The organism is Candidatus Limimorpha sp. (assembly GCF_056203535.1).
This window is the reverse complement of the sequence record NZ_JBADWU010000091.1, coordinates 25238-43620: the sequence shown is the minus strand read 5'-3', so window position 1 is coordinate 43620 and position 18383 is coordinate 25238. Positions and strand designations below refer to the sequence as shown.

At 45.4% G+C, this 18383-nt stretch carries 15 protein-coding genes; 5 read left to right on the top strand and 10 right to left on the bottom strand.

Annotated elements, in window-relative coordinates; translation table 11 throughout:
* The first annotated feature begins 173 nt into the window (after window positions 1–173).
* The gene (locus AC06MN_RS10795) at window positions 174–1145 is read left to right on the top strand and encodes a polyprenyl synthetase family protein (protein WP_475672387.1); all 972 of its coding nucleotides are present in this window, start codon (window positions 174–176) and stop codon (window positions 1143–1145) included.
* Between the two features lie 5 nt (window positions 1146–1150).
* On the opposite strand, the gene AC06MN_RS10790 is transcribed toward AC06MN_RS10795, so the two are convergent.
* A complete protein-coding gene (locus AC06MN_RS10790; RefSeq protein WP_475672386.1) occupies window positions 1151–1645 on the bottom strand; it encodes a hypothetical protein in 495 nt (164 codons plus the stop codon).
* A 62-nt stretch (window positions 1646–1707) separates the two neighbouring features.
* Complete coding sequence (locus AC06MN_RS10785; protein WP_475672385.1) at window positions 1708–2922, bottom strand: S-adenosylmethionine:tRNA ribosyltransferase-isomerase; 1215 nt, start codon at window positions 2920–2922, stop codon at window positions 1708–1710.
* 71 nt (window positions 2923–2993) lie between these two features.
* Between AC06MN_RS10785 and AC06MN_RS10780 the strand changes: the two genes are divergently transcribed.
* A complete protein-coding gene (locus AC06MN_RS10780; protein WP_475672384.1) occupies window positions 2994–3407 on the top strand; it encodes a GtrA family protein in 414 nt (137 codons plus the stop codon).
* Here the strand turns inward: AC06MN_RS10780 and AC06MN_RS10775 are convergent, their stop codons facing one another.
* The 8 genes from AC06MN_RS10775 to AC06MN_RS10740 all read right to left on the bottom strand — a co-directional run bounded on the left by AC06MN_RS10775 (window position 3408) and on the right by AC06MN_RS10740 (window position 13160).
* Complete coding sequence (locus tag AC06MN_RS10775) at window positions 3408–3890, bottom strand: cytidine deaminase (protein ID WP_475672383.1); 483 nt, start codon at window positions 3888–3890, stop codon at window positions 3408–3410. It lies immediately after the preceding gene.
* 6 nt (window positions 3891–3896) lie between these two features.
* Window positions 3897–5486, bottom strand: coding sequence for an O-antigen ligase family protein (locus tag AC06MN_RS10770; RefSeq protein ID WP_475672388.1), 1590 nt, complete (start codon window positions 5484–5486; stop codon window positions 3897–3899).
* Window positions 5486–7132, bottom strand: coding sequence for a S41 family peptidase (locus AC06MN_RS10765; protein WP_475672382.1), 1647 nt, complete (start codon window positions 7130–7132; stop codon window positions 5486–5488). Before AC06MN_RS10765 ends, AC06MN_RS10770 begins: the two co-directional genes overlap by 1 nt.
* Window positions 7133–7269: 137 nt before the next feature.
* Complete coding sequence (gene yidD / locus AC06MN_RS10760; protein WP_475672381.1) at window positions 7270–7500, bottom strand: membrane protein insertion efficiency factor YidD; 231 nt, start codon at window positions 7498–7500, stop codon at window positions 7270–7272.
* Window positions 7472–7882 carry a ribonuclease P protein component gene (gene rnpA, locus AC06MN_RS10755; protein ID WP_475672380.1) on the bottom strand — a complete coding sequence of 137 codons (411 nt, stop codon included), beginning with the start codon at window positions 7880–7882 and terminating at the stop codon, window positions 7472–7474. The genes yidD and rnpA overlap by 29 nt, the downstream gene beginning before the upstream one ends.
* A gap of 35 nt (window positions 7883–7917) precedes the next feature.
* Window positions 7918–8682 (bottom strand): uroporphyrinogen-III synthase, encoded by a 765-nt coding sequence (locus AC06MN_RS10750; RefSeq protein WP_475672379.1) that lies wholly within the window; start codon window positions 8680–8682, stop codon window positions 7918–7920.
* A gap of 57 nt (window positions 8683–8739) precedes the next feature.
* A complete protein-coding gene (locus AC06MN_RS10745) occupies window positions 8740–9549 on the bottom strand; it encodes a DUF4271 domain-containing protein (protein ID WP_475672378.1) in 810 nt (269 codons plus the stop codon).
* 158 nt (window positions 9550–9707) lie between these two features.
* Window positions 9708–13160, bottom strand: coding sequence for an InlB B-repeat-containing protein (locus AC06MN_RS10740; RefSeq protein WP_475672377.1), 3453 nt, complete (start codon window positions 13158–13160; stop codon window positions 9708–9710).
* Between the two features lie 343 nt (window positions 13161–13503).
* Here AC06MN_RS10740 and queA point away from each other — a divergent pair, with 343 nt between their 5' ends.
* From queA to AC06MN_RS10725, 3 genes are all read left to right on the top strand, one after another.
* The gene (gene queA, locus AC06MN_RS10735; protein WP_475672376.1) at window positions 13504–14553 is read left to right on the top strand and encodes a tRNA preQ1(34) S-adenosylmethionine ribosyltransferase-isomerase QueA; all 1050 of its coding nucleotides are present in this window, start codon (window positions 13504–13506) and stop codon (window positions 14551–14553) included.
* Between the two features lie 224 nt (window positions 14554–14777).
* Window positions 14778–16301, top strand: coding sequence for a glycine--tRNA ligase (locus AC06MN_RS10730; protein ID WP_475672375.1), 1524 nt, complete (start codon window positions 14778–14780; stop codon window positions 16299–16301).
* A 276-nt stretch (window positions 16302–16577) separates the two neighbouring features.
* The gene (locus AC06MN_RS10725) at window positions 16578–18377 is read left to right on the top strand and encodes a T9SS type A sorting domain-containing protein (protein WP_475672374.1); all 1800 of its coding nucleotides are present in this window, start codon (window positions 16578–16580) and stop codon (window positions 18375–18377) included.
* Window positions 18378–18383: the final 6 nt, after the last annotated feature.

Genomic DNA, 18383 nt, shown 5'->3' with positions numbered 1-18383 from the left:
TCAAGAAAATCAGAATACTCAAGAACGGGAGAAAGGCCGTGTCATTCTTCAAGTACGGCCTGGACTACATCGCCGAGTGCATAATGAACCCTAATCATATACCTAAATTCGACATCTTTCAAATTTTGTCATGTACTTAGGCGTTACTTAAAAGATTTCCGTAACTTTGCACTATGGAAAAGATTAAACAATTACAAAACGACATCACCGAATTTATCGGCAAATGCGATTTCGGCGGCAACCCGATCGAATTATACGAACCTATTTCATATACTATCTTACAGAAAGGCAAGCGTTTACGCCCCATGCTTTGTCTTTTGGCCAACGACATGTTTGATGGCGACGAGGCCGTTGCCCTTTGGCCCGCCTTGGCATTGGAAACCTTCCACAATTTCACTTTAATCCACGATGACATCATGGATCAGGCTCCTTTGCGCCGCAGCATGGAAACCGTCTACCAAAAGTGGAATTCCAACATTGCCATTCTTTCGGGCGACGCCATGCTGGCGATGGCTTTTGAGTTTGCCATGAAGACGAAGAACGGCATTGCCACCGCTCAACTGTTAGGAAAAGTGGCCCGTGAAGTGTGCGAAGGCCAGCAGTTTGACCTGAATTACGAAACGCGAGACGAAATCACCATTGCGGAATATCTGGAAATGATTCGCCTGAAAACCGCCGTTTTACTCGCCACCAGCCTGCAAATGGGCGCTACCATTGCGGGAGCCAATGAAAAAAACATTCAGGCCTTGTATGATTTCGGCATCAATATCGGCATGAGTTTCCAGTTGCAGGACGACATTCTCGACCTTTACAGCGATGTGGAAGTGTTCGGGAAACGCCATGGCGGCGACATTGCCGACAACAAAAAGACTTATCTCTATCTGAAAGCCTTGGAACTTGCCGATGAGAAAGACAGAAAACGCCTGCAACGTTACTTCTCGATGCGCGTCGACCACGATGAAGAGGAAAAGATTGCGGAAGTGAAGAAAATCTACGACCGTCTTCATGTCAAGGAAGAAGTGGAGCGCGTCATGCTGGAATACGACCGCAAGGCCTTTGCCCTGTTAGACTCAATTGCCGTTCCTGAAGAAAAGAAAAAGCACCTCAGGACATACGCTGAGATGCTTTCGGGCAGGAAGAAATAAATTGCTTATTTCTTGACTTTCTTGTCGGATGTGGCCTCCTTAGACTTGGCAGCCTGAGCAGCTTTAATCTTCTCGTCGCGCTGGGCTTTTGTCATCTTTTCGCCTTTCTTGATTTCTTTCTTCACTTTCTTGTCAGCAGCCTTGACATCGCTTTTCATTTTCTTGTCAGCGGCTTTGACGTCCTGCTTCATTTTCTTATCAGCAGCCTTAACATCCTGCTTCACTTGCTGTTGAGCCTTTTCTTTTTCAAGGATAGCTTTCTTTTCGGCCTCTTTTGCCTTGATTTCTTCAGGAGTAACGCCTTTCTTTGTGTTCGTCTTCACAGCCGGTTTTGCGTTTTCACTGGATGGCTGAGCCTGAGTCTTGTTGGTTGAAAACGTTGCTTTCTGTTCGGTCTTAGCGTTTTTCTTGACCGTGACATTTTGTGCGTTTGCACTCTGAATGCTCATGGCGCTGACAGCGAAGAATGCCATAACGCCGAATAAAACTGATTTCTTCATTGTTGTAATTAGTTTAAGTTGTTAATGATTTATTTTTTATCAAATATCGTTCCAAAATATTTTCATTGCGGTAAAAACAAGCAACTGTCGCCATAACTCAGGAAACGGAAACCGTTGTCGAGGGCAAACCTGTAGCACGCTTTCCATTTTTCGCCTATGAGAGCCGAAACCAATAATAACAAGGTGCTTTTCGGCTGATGGAAATTGGTAATCAAGCCTGTGATGACGCGCATTTTGTAACTTGGCGCAATCATCAGGGAAGTACTTGCCTCGAGGCGCGTAAGCTGATGTTTGTCAAGATATTGGAGAATCATTTGCAAGGCATCATCCGTGGTCAGAGGCTCGTGATTTTCATACGGATACCATTGGTCGACATGAAGGTTGCGCAAATCCAGACCTTGCTCCTTGAGCATCAAGCCAATCCAATAGAGGCTTTCCAAGGTGCGCGTGCTCGTCGTTCCAACCGGAATGATGTTTTTGCCCAGATGATGAATGAGATTTTCAATCAAACTGCGGCGCACAATGATGGTTTCGGAATGCATGGCGTGTTCGCCGATTGTCTCGGTAGCCACAGGACGGAAAGTGCCGGCCCCGACATGCAACGTCACTTCATCAAACTGGAAACCAGCAGCTTTCAAGTCGGCAATCAAAGGCTGGGTGAAATGCAATCCTGCCGTCGGTGCCGCCACAGAACCATCGTAACGCGCAAAAACCGTCTGATAACGGTCGCGGTCTTCTGGCTCGGCATCACGATGCAGATAAGGCGGCAAAGGAATTTCGCCCGCTGCTTCCAAAATGCTTGCAAATGGCACATTTTCAGGTGTCCACGAAAATTCGATTTCAGAATACTGGTCGTTTTTCTCCACGCGGTTTGCATTCAGCACAACGTTCTGCCCATTCACATTCAAATTCATGCTGAGCAAGCCATCGCGCCAACGTTTTGAATTGCCCACCAAGCATTTCCAACGCACAGGCGAAACGCTGCTGAAAGCAATCTGATAATCATCGTCTGGCTCCAGGCAAAATACCTCGATATGCGAGCCTGTGTCTTTCAGGAACTGAAGACGCGCACGGATTACCTTGGTCTCGTTGAAAATCAGCAAGGCATCTTTAGGCAAAAACTGACCGATATATTTGAATTGTGATTCCTGTATCGCATTGTCTTTCAACACCAAAAGTTTTGACGCATCACGCTCTGCCAACGGATATTTCGCAATGCGTTCCTCGGACAAAGGATAGTCATACTCCTCAATGCTTATGTTTTTTACTTCGTTCATCACCGAAATTTTGTGCAAAAGTAACCTATATTTTCCAAAAAACAGCTACCTTTGCAGCAAAGTAAAAGAAAATGTTGAAAAGCATAATTCTGAAAATTGAACTGACCAAAGCGTTTTTACTCAAATTCCTGAAATTCGGTGTTGTAGGATTTTCAGGTGTCATTGTCAATTTTGGAATTACCTACATCTGCAAGGAATGGCTGAAACTGAACAAGTATTTCAGCAACATTCTTGGTTTCGTTTTCGCCGCCACCACCAATTATTTCCTGAATCGCATCTGGACATTCCAAAGCGACAACCCGCAGATTGGCACTGAGTTCGTGAAATACTTTGCCGTTGCGCTTGTCGGCTTAGGTCTCGACACGCTCACGGTTTATCTGCTCAACGGAAAACTGAAATGGGACTTCTACCTCAGCAAGATTTTTGGCGTCGGCGTTTCCACACTTTGGAATTTCTTTGGAAATCTGCTATTTACATTTGCCTGATCAAAGAAATTTATCGACGAAAATGAATGGCATCAAAGTCTCAATGCCATCGAAAACCATCACAGGAACCGTTTCACCTTGGCACAAAATGCGAAGTTTCCGTTGTGAAAGTTTCTCCACCTCCACCATCACCTGACGGCAAGCGCCACAAGGCGCAATCGGCTCATCGACAAGAGTTTTCTCGGAGTGTGCAGTCACGGCAATCGCTTCAACGGCCACACCCGGATATTGTGCCTGGGCACTGAACAAAGTGACACGCTCGGCACACAAACCGCTCGGATAAGCCGCATTCTCAATGTTGTTTCCCGAAACGATTTTTCCATTAGCCAAACGCACAGCAGCCCCGACATGAAACATCGAATAAGGCGCGTAGGCATTTTGAGCCGCTTTGTGAGCATATTGCAGCAATTCAGCATCTTGCGCGTTCAGTTCTTCAAGATTATCGTAGACTTCGTAAGGTGAAACAAATTGTTCTTTTCTCATAGTATGTCAATTTTCAAATTCTTCGTTATTCGGATGGGCAAGCAAAAACAAAGCTTCAAAGAAAGCGAAAAATGTCACTCCGGCTTGTGTCTCGATTGTGTCTTCAGGCAACATCGACAGCAAAATGATGCAAAGGAAAATGGTGTACAAATAAGTACGATATTTTTTATTTGAACAATACGGCAGCAACAGCACGGCAAGGAACAATAGCAAACCAACTGCGCCAAATGCCACAGTAATAGAAAGATACTGGTTGTGCGCCCTGCGTCTGTAGCTCAAATCCAAAGGCGAATCCAATTCGTCATAGGCCTGCTGGTACAAATCGGGAGCATCACCGGTCCCAATGCCGAAAATCGGATGTTCTTTAATCAGATAAAGCGAAGCGCGGGTATATTCGATGCGTTGCGACAAGGAACCACCATTAGCATAATTATTGTGGCGGTAAAGTTTATATTCAAACAAAGTGGAAGAAATTCTTGCCCTCACGCCCGGATGAATCCAATTATTATAATTTGGAATGCCCTGCTCCACATTGCGGATGTCCTGCTCGTCCAAAGCCATCACGCCTTCGGCATCCTTTGTCAAACCTTTTGAAGTGAGATAACGAGCCAAAGTCGCCTCAAGGTTTTCCCCATTTTGCGTCTTGCCATCAAATTTCATCTGGCTGCGCAAGGGCCAGGTCTCACGCATTTCCTTATGGCAATAATACAATCCGATATAACGCCCATCTTCAGCGATGAAGACAGTCGTGTCGTGCCAATACAAATTGCCTTGGGCGGTTTTTTTAGGCAATGCCGCAAAATCCACTTTTTCGACACTCATCATTGGCTTCATCATGCAACAAAGCTTAAAACCGCAAAATGCTGTCACAAATAACAGAAACAGCAATGTTCCCATAAACAGAGTGCGCCCTTGACGCAACTGCCGAATCAAATATAATAAAGTCACAAAAATGCTGCCACAGAAAACAACATAACCCGACAGGGATTCAAAAATGTAAATCTGAATGCAGAACCACACAATCAGCAAGATTTCCAGAACGCACTCCCACCATTTCGACTGCCGTTTCAGAAGATAATAGCCCGTAATGAAAATACAAAACACAATTTGCAGACAGAAACGGATATGGCTGATGAAATGCGAGATTTCGCGCACATCCTGATAATCGTGCCTGACATAATGGGTGAAACTGAAGCAAGTCGCCACAAAAACCGAAAGCACATAAACATTGAGCAGCAAATCGAATTGCTTCTTGCTTAAAGGCTTCATCGACGATAACACAAAAGGCAAAACCAACAATGGCAACTTTATGCGCAAATCCTTGAAAGCATATTGAAAATCAGATGTATAAACAAGTCCAAAAACATGTAGCAAATACAAGGAAACGATCAGCAATGCAATCCAATTATGAGTGAAATGATGCCATTTTTCCTTAAAATCCTTGCTGACGGCACCGTCGATAATCCAAATGCCGACCATCCAAAACTGGGCAACACTCATCAGGAATGGCGAAAGTGTAAGACTTACCGCCATCATCAGCAGGCCGAAAAAATAAGCCGGCTGAACTAAATCCCTATAACTGCCCAATCCAAACATCACTTGCCTAAAATCTTATGATATTCGTCCTTGCCGTTGGTATTGAGCAAAATCTCAAAGGCGCGGTTCAAGTCAGGGTCGTTTTTCAGGTTGGCAACGATCCTTCCCTTTTGATAATAATATCGTCCAACAATCTCACTACGAAGCAGTTCCTCAATGTCTTTCCGGTTTTTCACCAAATCGTTGGCCTTGTCGGCTGCAAGCGTTTTTTCTAACTCATCTATCTTTCCCTTCACTTCATCGAAATAACCATCATCCTTGGCAGCCTGTTTCAGTTTTTCCAAAGCCAGTTCACTTTGAGTGGTATAATTGAAATCCTTGCCTTTCACAAAATTCATAAAGTCCTGATAGGTAACATCATCAATCTTGAAAGTAGCAGCTGAATCGATTGACTTATGCTCGAAGCAGAATTTGTTGGCATAATCGAAAATATAGTTCTTGCCGTAAAGATAAGCCGTGACGGTGGCGAAAGTGTCGCGTTCAACCTTCACATCAGGCATGATGCCGTGGCCTTCGTAAACGGTGCGGCCACCCATGGTCTTGAAAGGTTTGCCAAGACTATCGTTCTTGACGTTCACCGTATCCTTCTTGTGCGAATAATCGATTTCCTGAATGCAACGGCCACTTGGAATGTAATATTTGGCAATCGTAACCTTCATCTGAGTGTTGTAACTCAAAGGCAATATATTCTGAACCAAGCCCTTACCGAAAGTCCTTTGACCAATGATAACACCGCGATCATAATCCTGAATGGCACCCGAAACGATTTCGCTGGCCGAAGCCGAACCGCCGTCAACGAGAATGGCCAACGGAATTTCCTCATCGAGAGGCGCATTGTTGGTGGCATGAAGAGCGGAAGCGTTTTGTGCCTTGCCGCGCATCGACACGACCGGTTTTCCTTTGGGAATGAACAAGTTGACAATATCGACAGCTTCATTCAACAGGCCGCCGCCATTGCCACGCAAGTCGAGGATGAAACCTTTCAGTTCGTGGTTTTTCTTCATTTCGCCCAGTTTTGCCTTCATCTCCGAAGCCACATCGCGAGTGAAACCGCTCAGCGAGAGATAAGCAATGCCGTTATCGAAGACAGTATAATAAGGTATGTTGTCGATTTTCACCTTTTCGCGTTTCATGGATTTTTCAATCGGCTTGTCCTGACCATAACGACGGATTTTGAGCACGACATCCGTTCCCGGCTGACCTTTGAGCAATTCGCTCACTTCGGCAGTATTCTTTTTGTGCGTGTCGACGCCATTCACCGAAAGGATGACATCGCCCGCCTGCAAACCTGCCTTTTGTGCCGGCCAACCGAAATACGGGTCGGAAATCACGGTGTATTCGCCATCATAATGAATCAAGGCACCAATGCCACCGTATTCACCCGTCGTGATGAAACGTGCATTTTCAATTTCCGATTCGGGAATGAAGACCGTGTAAGGGTCGAGACCTTGAAGCATGGCATCGATGGCGGCTTCGTTCAGTTCGCCCGGATTGATTTCATCGACATAATTCAGGTTCAGTTCGCGCAGCAGGCTGTTGTAAATGTCGATGCTTTTCGCGATTTCGAAATTGTTCTGTTTCTCCTGAGCCACTAAGCCGAAAGGCAGAAGGAATAAAAGCAGTAAGGTTGTGATTCTGTATTTCATATTGTTATGTTTTTGTCGTTTTTAGGTTATCAGTTTTCAGTTTTCAGTTATCAGTTTTCAGTTATCGGTTTACGGTTATCAGTTTTTCTATTTAATTTTGATAATGTTCAAAACCATCCATTTTATAACACTCCACTTCACGGAACCGGGTCATAGCCGCTGCCGCCCCAAGGATTGCACGAGAGCATCCTTTTCAAGGTCAGCCAGCCGCCTTTGATGGCACCGTATTTTTGAATGGCTTCAATGCCGTAGTTGGAACATGTCGGCGTGTAACGGCACGATTTTCCGATGAAAGGAGAAAGTGTCACCTGATATACTCTTATCAAGAATATCAGGAACTTAGCAGGGATTTGCATCAATTTTTTCATACCTATCGACAATCTCGTTCACGGCTTTTTGGGTCTTGCCAAGCATTTCCTCATACGAATGGATGACCGTGGCGTTGTAGACTAACGCAACATCAATCGAAATATTGTCGCGTTCGCAAATTGCATACAGCGCGGCCTTGTTCTTGCGCCACGATTCGCGCATCAGGCGCTTCACGCGGTTGCGCTTGAAAGCATGGTGAAAACGTTTTTTCGACACGGAAACCAGCAATCGGCAAGTGGGCGGCATCACTCCGGCGGAACGGAACAGATACACGACACGGTAAGGATAACTGGAAAAGCCCAATCCCTTATCGAAGAGCGACACAATGTCGCTCTGCTTGCAGATTCTTTCGTATTTTGGGAGATCCTCCTTGACGGTCATAGCGGAACCATTGAGCGACAAAGGTAAGACTTTTTTTATTTCTTCTTGCTTTTCTTGAGTTCAGCGGCAAGATATTCCTCGATGGCCATGGTCATGGAAGGCGCAGTGGCCGTTGGAGCGCAGAAATTCAGTTCGTAGCCCGACTCGGTGATAGCTTTGCAAGTGGCTTCGCCGAAACCGCCGATGGCGACTTCCTTCTGCTTGAACTTCGGGAAATTCTCTTTCAGCGACTCGATTCCGGCAGGGCTGAAGAACACCAGCATATCGTAATCGGCGATTTTCACAGTATCCTTCAAATCGGCTGAAACGGTGCGGAACATCACAGCCTTGGTGAAGTTCAGTTTGGCTTCGGTAAGCGTCTGGATAGGTTCGTCGGAACTGATGTTGGAGCAAACGAAAAGATATTTTTCCTCCTTGTGCTTCTTCATGATTTCAACCAAATCGGGGAAAGTCTGGTTGCCGAAGAAAATCTTGCGCTTGCGATATTGCACATAACGTTGCAGATACAAGGCCGTCGACTCATTGATGCAGAAATATTTCAAAGTTTCGGGCACAGCATAACGCATTTCCTTGGCGACGCGGAAGAAATGGTCGACAGCATTGCGGCTTGTCAGAATGATAGCGGTATGTTCCGGCAATTTGACATGATCCTGACGCAGTTCGCTGGCTGTGACATCCTCAAGTTTTATGAATTTCTCGAATGTGAAGTTTACACCGTATTTCTTCATCATATCGCCGTAAGGCGTTTTGGCAATATCGGCAGGTTGGGGCTGTGACACCAGAATGGACTTAATTTTCATTCGTTCCCTTTTTTGTTGTTTGACAGTTTATCAAATGCTTACGGAGCAACTAACTCATTAAAAAACAGAACCTTGGCTAAAATAGCGTAAGCCTGCCGTCAAGAGCAGCACCCCCGGTGCGATTTCGAGGGTGCAAAAGTACAAAAAAATATAAAACGAAGACAATTTTACCGAAACTCTTGTTTCAATAATTTCCAGCACGAGACGCATCAGGGCTGCAATGGCAAGGATTCCGATGCCCACCCAGACGTATGCCGAATAAGGATTGTAGAGCAACAGCCACAGCACAGGCTGCATGGCAATGAAGCACATTGTGGAAACGGAAAGCTGCACCGTCACCTGACGGTCGACGGTATCCTTGGTGCGGAAAAGCCAGTTGAAAAGGTATAAGATGGCGAAACGCAGCAGCACCCAGCCCGCAGCGCAACCTAAGACGATGCCGTAGACACGGAAAGAGTTGTATTTCGACACATCGCGTGACAAAACCACGAACGATTTCTGTACGAAAAGCGCCACCACGACAATATAAACTATAATAAAGGTAATGCCCAGGAAACTGTTCATCGGCGACCATTCGCGCAGCAGCTGGTTGGTATTCGACGCACCTGCAGGCACTTGGAAAATCTGACGGAACGGACGCGGATAGAGTTGCTTGTTCAAGACGACCATCAGCAGCACGAGTCCCAGAATGATGAGTTCCCAGCCTTGCAGCACATCGTAGGAAGCCCTCGGCATCGGCATCACCGCACCCTCAAAGCCGGTATCGATGAAACTCGGCACAAGGCTGTCAGAAGCCGCCGAATGCGACAACTGATAGAGGCTGTCGTAGACATGGGTTAGAGCCGATGGCAAATCAAATTCGGGCATGGACTGAGGTTTTGAACGTGCAAAAATACATAAATTTGGAATTTCTCCAGCGGATCGCGCTGACATGCGCAGATTTTACACAGACAATGGAAATGTGGATTTACAAAAGACTACACAAGATTTGTTTCAAAAACGAACCTATATCCTGCCACAAAGCTTCATTGCTTGATGAACTTTCCGAAATATTTCCCAATCCTGATGATGTAAAAACCTGATGCAAGTCCGCTGACATCAATTTCAGTGTCGCCAGCCATCTGTTTCTTTATCAGCAATGTGCCGAAAGTGTCGAAAATTTCCATTTCGTTTGCATTTTCCAGACCGATGATGTGAATCTTGTCGTTTGTTGGATTTGGAAACACCGAAATCATCGAGGCTTGCGCTTCATCAACGCCAGTGCCATTGAAGAATGCTGCAAGAATAATGTCGTGGTCAACAAAAATTTCCCGTGGATTTTCGGTGTTGCCGTCACTCCATTTCACAAATTGATAGCCGTCAGACGGAATGGCCACTATTGTGGCTGTCGCACCAGCAAGGTATGTGCCGGCTCCTAACACAAATCCCTGATTTTCATCGTAATAAATCGTAATATCAAAAGTTGGCGTAGGTTCAAGGGCAAATGAAGCTATGAAATAGGCATCTTCTGTGACGGTAATGCTTCTTGGATTGTTCATGTCGCCGTCCTGCCAACCGCTAAAGTAGAAATTTTCGCCTGACAATGCCCCGATTTCAACAACAGTTCCTTCCTGATAAGTTCCACTGCCATAAACTGTTCCCATGAGTGGGTTTTCCGATTCGACTCTTATGGTATAGTTTGGAATCAGCTCAAAAAAGGCTGTGAAAGTCATGTCGCCAATGACTTCAATGTCGCGCGGATTGTCAGTGCTGCCATCATCCCAATGCGTAAAACGCGCGTGACTGTTTGCAAAAGCGGAAATCTGAATGACAGCTCCTTCAGGATATGTGCCGCTGCCTGTAACAGCACCCAAAAGCGGATTGTCAGAAACCACCGTGATTTCATATTCAGGCGTTCCGTTCTTGTGGAAAAGAGCCGTGAAAGATGCGTTTTGCGTGACATTCACCACCCTTGGATTTGATGCAATGCCATCGCTCCAGCAAAGGAATATGTAGTTTTCATTCGGTACGGCCTTCAATTCAGCCCTTTCGCCATAATAATAAGTTCCCGCCCCGGAAACGGTTCCGCCTTCTTCTGGACTTGCATTGGCTGTAATTTCATATTGGTTGGTGCTGAATTCAGCAATGTAAACAGCATCGCTTATGACATTGACGGTGCGTGGGTTTTCGATGGCGCCGTCGCTCCATTGTTCAAATTGGTGACCGATGTTGGCTCTTGCCATCAGATGAATCACTGTCCCGTAATCATAAATGCCGCCGCCTTCAACGGTGCCGGCTCCTTCGGGCGTTACATCCGTCTTGATGAGGCATTGCTGAATGCCGAAATGTGCTGTGTAGGTGTGGTCTTCGGTAACGATGATGGTACGCGGATTGTCGATGCAATCATCGTCCCACTTGTTGAAGGCAAAGCCTTCGTAAGGAATGGCTTCAATCTGAATGGTGTCGTGAACTTGATAAGTACCGCCGCCAATGACATAGCCCCATGCCGGATGGTCGGAAACGGCTTCAATGGTGTATTCTGCAATGCGCGATTCCAAAGTGATGCTGTCAATCAGCCAGTCGTGGTCGTAGCCTTCGTAGCCAAAGGCCAGATAGATGTCATGACCGGCATATTCGTTCAGGTTGATTTCGTTTTCAGCCCAATCTGATGTGTTGCCGTCGTTTTCAAATAACGGAACGAAATCAGTTGGAACAGGTGTGTGGCCTGTATTGTCGGCGACATAAATGCCGCTATGGTCGTTGATAGAAAGTCCGCTGATTTTGTTCCAATAACTGAGCGTGTAGAACATGTCGACATCGAAATGCAGCGGACGGCTGATGGTCCAGCTCTTCTGATAGGTCTCGATGGTGTCGTGGTCGTGGCCAAGGCAATATTCGCTTTCAAAACCGGATTCCATGAGTTTCCAGTTGTGTTGCTTGCCGCTGTGGTCTTCGTCAATGATGTACCAATCGCCTAACCCGTTTTCGAAATTCTCAACGTATGGAAATTCGGAAATCGTATCACGCAAGGTGTAGGTTTCATTAAGGGTTACATCATCAATATACCAGTCGTGGCCGTGATGACCTGAATATTTGAACGCCAAATAAACGATTTCGCCTTGATAATCAGACAAGTTGATGTTGATGGTGTCCCAATTTTCCGAAGGGTTTTCCTGCGACCAGATTTCTGCAAAATTATTGGTTTCGGTTCCCGTTGTGGAAACCCAAACACCGCTATAAGTATAGTTTTCAGCATTGGTTTCCATGGAGTTGAAACTCATCCATGTTGAATCGCGGTTCGGTTGCAGATAAATGGGCGGTGTGATGAGCCAGCCTTCCTGGATGTTGTCGCAGGCAAGGTGACGGGCACTGAAATCGCCAGATTGGGCTTGTTCGGTGTTGCGTTGCCAAGTGATTTCTTCGTTGCCATCGAAATCGGAGATGCTCCAGCAGTCCCAATCGGTGGTGGCTTCCTCGAAATCATCGGTCCAAGGCAAGGTGCGGGTTTCGCCATCACATTCTGGAACGAATGCAATGCCGATAATGTCACTGCAATCTTCTGGCTGATAAAGGATTTCGCCATCTTTCCAAACCATGCCTTCGCCATTCAGGCAACCGGTGAAATACAGATTCGCTTCAGAGACGCAAACTTGGTGGATTCTGGAATAATCTTCAATAGGGAACCCCGTATATGGAATTTCATAAAGCACTTCGTTATTTTGCAAAACGATTAATGTCGTGTCAATATATCCTGCCGCGAAAATGTCATCGCCGGATTTGCAAATGGAGTTTATTTCGGAAAACATGCTTCCGCTATCATCTCGATAGATGGTGGAATCATTTTGCCATACGGCGGCTGTGGTGAAACCATTGGCATTTATATGACCGGCAGTAAAAATGTCGCCATCGCTGAGAAACAAATCAGAGATGGACGCAATGTCGTCGAGTTCAAGGTATACTTCGCTGTTTTTCCAGATTATGGTAGGCAATGGATAGGGAACATATCCGGCGGAATAAATGTTGCCTTCGTCATCCATAGCGATGGCGTTGATGACAGAGTGCTCAAACGTATCGCCTGGCGTATAAAGCAATTCGCCGTTTTGCCAGATGGCGGCATGGTCATATCTGTTAGTGTCAACGATGTAACCTGCTGTAATGATATTGTCGCCATTGACAATCATCTTGTTGAAAACGGAACCCTCGTCAGCGGTAAAGAAGACTTCGCCGTTTTTCCAAACGGTTCCAGTGGCGATATGGGTGGTGTCGGTAGTGTGGCCGGCGCAATAAACGTCGCCATTTTCTGTCACAAACATATCGTTAATGGTTGGCTTGGCATTGGCATCAAACCAACTGTAGACCAGTGTGTTGTTTTTCCAGACCATAGCCGAAGCGTTGCCTAAAGTGTCAGGCAAGGAATAACCTGCAAAGTAAATGTCCTGAGCTTTTGCGATGCCAACAGAAAACAGCAGCGCATTTATGAGAATCAGTATTTTTTTCATTGTTGATTGAATTTTCGTTTCTAATTAGTAATTTGCAAAAATAATGCAATTCTTGAAATATTGAGTGTCAAAATTTGAATTTTGGTTAAAACCATTATTTTGCATAGAAAAATCGAGAAAAAACAAATTGAATTGATTTGTTGTTTTGTTTCTAATTCTGCTTTTCTACTTATGGATTTAAATGACAAGTGCTTTTTCAAATTCATCAAAAATCAAGTCGCTTTTTCCATTTCATTGCTTTTGATTTTCAATCAATTAGTAAAAAAACTTGACAAAATTTCCGTTTTGCAGTATATTTGCAAGTTTGTAGAAGATAAAGTCGAACAATATTCAATATAAAAGGATGAAATTATCACAATTCAAATTCAATTTGCCAAGCGAGCTTATCGCTTTGCATCCAACGGCAAACCGCGACGAAGCCCGTTTGATGGTCGTTGACCGCAGGACAGGAAAAATTGAACACCGTGTGTTTAAGGATCTTGTCGATTACACCAAGGATGGCGACGTGTTTGTCATTAATAATACAAAAGTGTTTCCTGCCAAACTTTATGGCGAAAAGGAAAAGACCGGCGCAAAAATCGAGGTTCTGTTGCTCCGCGAACTGAATCATGAGAGCCGCCTTTGGGATGTGCTCGTCGACCCGGCACGCAAAATCCGTATCGGCAACAAGTTGTATTTTGGCGAAGGCGACCAGCTGGTGGCCGAAGTCATCGACAACACCACATCGCGTGGCCGCACCTTGCGTTTCCTTTTCGATGGCCAGTACGATGAGTTCAAGAAAACCTTGTTTTCATTAGGCCACACGCCTATTCCAAAGGAAATCAACCGCGAGGAAACCCCTGAAGATGTCGAGGATTTCCAGACCATTTACGCTAAGGTAGAAGGCGCAGTTTCGGCTCCTACTGCAGGTCTGCATTTCAGCAAGATTCTGATGAAGCGTTTGGAAATCATCGGTGCATCGTTTGCCGAACTCACCTTGCATCCAGGCATGGGCAATTTCCGCGACATCGAAGTGGAAGACCTCACCAAGCACAAGCCTGACTCGGAAGAAATGTATATCGACCAGAACTGCTGCGACTTGGTCAACGAGGCCAACCAACGCCACAATAATGTGTTTGCCGTGGGCACAACTTCGTTAAAGGCTTTGGAAACGGCTGCCACCATCGGCGGAAAAATCAAGCCTTTCAGCGGCTGGACCAACCGTTTTATCTTCCCGCCTTACACTTTCTCGGTCGCTAACTGCATGATTACCAATTTCCATCTGCCAAAATCACCAATGATGATGGAAGTGGCCGCCTTTGCAGGTTACGATTTGCTGATGAAGGCCTACAAGGAAGCCGTGAACGAAAAATACCGTTTCTTCACCTACGGCGATGCAATGTTAATCATTTGATTTTGTGACAATTAGACAATTAGACTTTTGGACAATTTGACAATTTGACTTTTGGATGATTAGTCTTTTGACGGTCTTTTTTTGAGACCGTCATTCCCGCGAAGGCGGGAATCTTATTAAACAAATGGACAATTAGACAGATTGATTTAGCAAGTTTGAATTTTAAATCTTTAAATCTTGAATCTTTAAATTTTAAATATTTGAATCTTAAATAACTACCTTATATGAATCAAGAAGAATTTTTCAAAAAGATAACTTCACACGCTAAGGAATATGGTTTCATTTTCCAGTCGAGTGAAATTTACGACGGTCTTTCGGCTGTTTACGATTATGGCCAGAACGGTGTCGAACTGAAGAAAAACATCCGTGAATACTGGTGGAAAGCCATGGTTCAGATGCACGAAAACATCGTCGGCATTGATGCTTCAATCTTCATGCACCCGACCACTTGGAAGGCTTCGGGCCACTTGGATGCTTTCAACGACCCGCTCATCGACAACCGCGACTCGAAGAAACGCTACCGCGCCGATGTCTTGGTGGAAGATTACATGGCTAAGATTGAGGAAAAAATCAACAAGGAAGTTGAAAAGGCCAGAAAGCGTTTCGGCGATGCCTTCAACGAGGAACAGTTTGTGAGCACCAATCCGCGCGTGTTGGAATACAAGGCCAAGATTGAGGAAATCAGTCACCGTCTGTATGGCGCTATGGAAGCCAACGACCTTGACGCCATCAAACAGCTGATTCTTGACCTTGAAATCGTTTGCCCTATTTCGGGCACCCGCAATTGGACCGATGTGCGTCAGTTCAACCTGATGTTCTCTACTCAAATGGGTTCGGTGGCCGATGGCGCTGACACCATTTATCTGCGTCCTGAAACGGCTCAAGGCATTTTCGTAAACTACCTCAATGTGCAGAAGACCGGCCGCATGAAGATTCCATTTGGCATTGCCCAGACCGGTAAGGCTTTCCGTAATGAAATCGTGGCCCGTCAGTTCATTTTCCGTATGCGCGAATTCGAGCAGATGGAAATGCAGTTTTTCGTCCGCCCTGGCACCGAATTGGATTGGTTCAAGCAATGGAAGCAGGAACGCCTCAACTGGCACCTTTCATTAGGTCTGCCGGCTGAAAAATACCGTTTCCACGATCACGAGAAACTGGCTCACTATGCCAATGCCGCTACCGACATCGAATTTGATTTCCCATTCGGTTTCAAGGAATTGGAAGGCATTCACAGCCGCACCGATTTCGACCTTTCGGCCCATGCCAAATATTCAGGCAAGAAGTTGCAGTATTTCGATCCTGACACCAACGAAAGCTATACGCCTTACGTCATCGAAACTTCCATCGGCCTCGACCGCATGTTCCTTGCCATGTTGAGCCATGCCTACACCGAGGAAAAACTGGAAGACGGCACTGAGCGCGTTGTGCTGAAACTGCCGGCAATTCTGGCTCCTTACAAGGTGGCCGTTCTGCCATTGGTAAAGAAAGACGGTCTGCCGGAAAAGGCCCGCGAAATCATTGATTCACTGAAGTACGATTTCATGTGCCAGTACGAGGAAAAGGATTCCATTGGCAAGCGTTACCGCCGTCAGGATGCCATCGGTACGCCAATGTGCGTCACCGTCGACAACCAGACCTTGGAAGACAACACTGTCACCGTGCGCGACCGCGACACGATGAATCAGGTCCGTGTCCCGATTGAGAACCTCCGCAGCATGATTTTCGAGGAATTGAAACCTAAAAAATGATGGGTTTACCCTTGTAGAGACGCGCCATGGTGCGTCTCCATAAAAACAAAATTTGCGTCTTGAGACGCACCATGGCGCGTCTCTACAGGCAAAACATAATAGACAAACCCATAGACAACGATTGGACATTAGTTTTTCAACGAACTGATTTCCAATCGTTTATTTTTATTCCATCAGATTTTATGATAGACAAGGCGTTTTAGAGGCTTGACAAAATGATTTTGGCGTTGGGGAATGTTCTACTTTTGCATCGCAAACAACAAAATCTGTAACACTATGAAAAAGTTATTCACAATCTTAATCATTTGCATCGGTTGCTTCGGCCTCCTTGATGCACAAAACATTTGGAAGCCCATCAATGCACAAGGTGTTATTTTAGGCGCAAGTGCGGATGGAAGTCTATTTGCGCATCATGATTCCAATGGCATCGCCCGTTCGCAAGACGAGGGAGAGACGTGGCAAATCGTGCTCGGTCCTGAAACAGGTTATAACGGCTTGTTTAACATGTACTGTTTTAGTATCAGTCCTGAAGGAAGAATTTTTGTTTTTAATAATTCTCAAATTTCCATGATGTATTCTGACGACAATGGCGATACATGGCAGCGAACCACGCAAATTTCTTCTTGTGCAATGTCAGGCATCAGTGGTCTGTATGCTTCGTCAGAGAATACTGTCACTATTTGGACTTCAGACGGGGAAGTCTATTGGACTTTGGATGGCGGAACGACATGGGATTATACAATTATTGATGTGATAGATGATTACCTATGGATTACCGACTTGATAGTCAGTGAAAATGGTGATGTTTTTGCTTCCGTCTATTACTTCATTGGCTCCAACATCGGAATCTATCATTCCACACTTTCCGATATGCGAAACTGGGAACTCATGGCTTTCGAAACCATAGGCATCAAGGATATGGAATTTGATCCTGATGGTAATGTGGTTTGTGGCGTTGATTTTGGGGGTGAATTTTCAGAATTTGAACACATTCCGGGCTTTTATGCGTTTTGGGCTAATAGTATCGGCATTGCCGACAATGGCATAATTTACAAAACCGCTATAAACATGGATGGTGATGCTGTCTTGGCCTATTCATTAGATCATGGCGAGCATTTCTACAACACCGTTGAGGGTCTTCCTTTGTCAGAGCCTATTCCTGGCGGTGAAGACGGTTTTCTTTCAAGAGGCAGCGACAATCATTTGTACTTCCTTGGCAATGAACAATATTGGAAGAGCATTCCCAATGCCAACGACATTCCGAGTTTCCTTCCATTTCTTCCCGAATGGTACTACGAAATCCAGAATGATAACGGCTCGGTAACTTACCAGCATTTGGAATGTCAGACTGACACCGTCATCGAAAACAAACGCCCCAAGGTGATTGTGCGCAGCAATACGCAATACGACCGCAATGAAATCACTGAAGTGACCCACGAATATGTTTATGAGGAAAACGGCAAGGTTTACTGGTGGAACAAGGATTTGCAGGAGTTCACCACGCTTTACGATTTTGGTGCCACTCAGGGCGAAGCATGGGAAATCAAGGTGGGCTACGAAAGCATTGTCATGTATGTCGATTCGGTCGGATACTATGAAAACGAGGGAGTGCGTTATCGCATGTTGCATGTGAGTGACGAAAACGGAATATTCAGCGGCGACATTGTTTCCGGCATCGGCCATCTCACCAGTTTCTTCCCTGAAAGACTGATGAATAGGAATGTTCATTATACCGTAGATGGCTTGCGCTGTTATTGGGTGAATGATGAATTGCTTTATCATTTCGGCGATGATGACTGTGATGCGATTTACACAGAACTGCATGGTGTGGAGGAAATGAATGAGAATGGTTTTGCCGTCTATCCGAATCCTGCCAACAGCGTTCTGTATATTGAGAATTTTAGTGTAAATGAAACACAAAGTCCAGAATATCAAATCACCAACCTGATGGGACAGACCTTGATGCAAGGCAACATCGACAGCGAAAACCAGCAAATCGACATCAATACGCTGCCCGCTGGAATGTATTTCCTGACGGTTGAAGGTGAAACTACAAAATTTGTAATTGACAGATAATCAACC

What these genes read in the sequence shown, in the direction of transcription:
- AC06MN_RS10795 (WP_475672387.1), top strand. Translation starts at nt 174, where the DNA reads ATGGAAAAGATTAAACAATTACAAAACGACATCACCGAATTTATCGGC.
- AC06MN_RS10790 (WP_475672386.1), bottom strand. Translation starts at nt 1,645, where the DNA reads ATGAAGAAATCAGTTTTATTCGGCGTTATGGCATTCTTCGCTGTCAGC.
- AC06MN_RS10785 (WP_475672385.1), bottom strand. Translation starts at nt 2,922, where the DNA reads ATGAACGAAGTAAAAAACATAAGCATTGAGGAGTATGACTATCCTTTG.
- AC06MN_RS10780 (WP_475672384.1), top strand. Translation starts at nt 2,994, where the DNA reads ATGTTGAAAAGCATAATTCTGAAAATTGAACTGACCAAAGCGTTTTTA.
- AC06MN_RS10775 (WP_475672383.1), bottom strand. Translation starts at nt 3,890, where the DNA reads ATGAGAAAAGAACAATTTGTTTCACCTTACGAAGTCTACGATAATCTT.
- AC06MN_RS10770 (WP_475672388.1), bottom strand. Translation starts at nt 5,486, where the DNA reads ATGTTTGGATTGGGCAGTTATAGGGATTTAGTTCAGCCGGCTTATTTT.
- AC06MN_RS10765 (WP_475672382.1), bottom strand. Translation starts at nt 7,132, where the DNA reads ATGAAATACAGAATCACAACCTTACTGCTTTTATTCCTTCTGCCTTTC.
- yidD (WP_475672381.1), bottom strand. Translation starts at nt 7,500, where the DNA reads ATGAAAAAATTGATGCAAATCCCTGCTAAGTTCCTGATATTCTTGATA.
- rnpA (WP_475672380.1), bottom strand. Translation starts at nt 7,882, where the DNA reads ATGACCGTCAAGGAGGATCTCCCAAAATACGAAAGAATCTGCAAGCAG.
- AC06MN_RS10750 (WP_475672379.1), bottom strand. Translation starts at nt 8,682, where the DNA reads ATGAAAATTAAGTCCATTCTGGTGTCACAGCCCCAACCTGCCGATATT.
- AC06MN_RS10745 (WP_475672378.1), bottom strand. Translation starts at nt 9,549, where the DNA reads ATGCCCGAATTTGATTTGCCATCGGCTCTAACCCATGTCTACGACAGC.
- AC06MN_RS10740 (WP_475672377.1), bottom strand. Translation starts at nt 13,160, where the DNA reads ATGAAAAAAATACTGATTCTCATAAATGCGCTGCTGTTTTCTGTTGGC.
- queA (WP_475672376.1), top strand. Translation starts at nt 13,504, where the DNA reads ATGAAATTATCACAATTCAAATTCAATTTGCCAAGCGAGCTTATCGCT.
- AC06MN_RS10730 (WP_475672375.1), top strand. Translation starts at nt 14,778, where the DNA reads ATGAATCAAGAAGAATTTTTCAAAAAGATAACTTCACACGCTAAGGAA.
- AC06MN_RS10725 (WP_475672374.1), top strand. Translation starts at nt 16,578, where the DNA reads ATGAAAAAGTTATTCACAATCTTAATCATTTGCATCGGTTGCTTCGGC.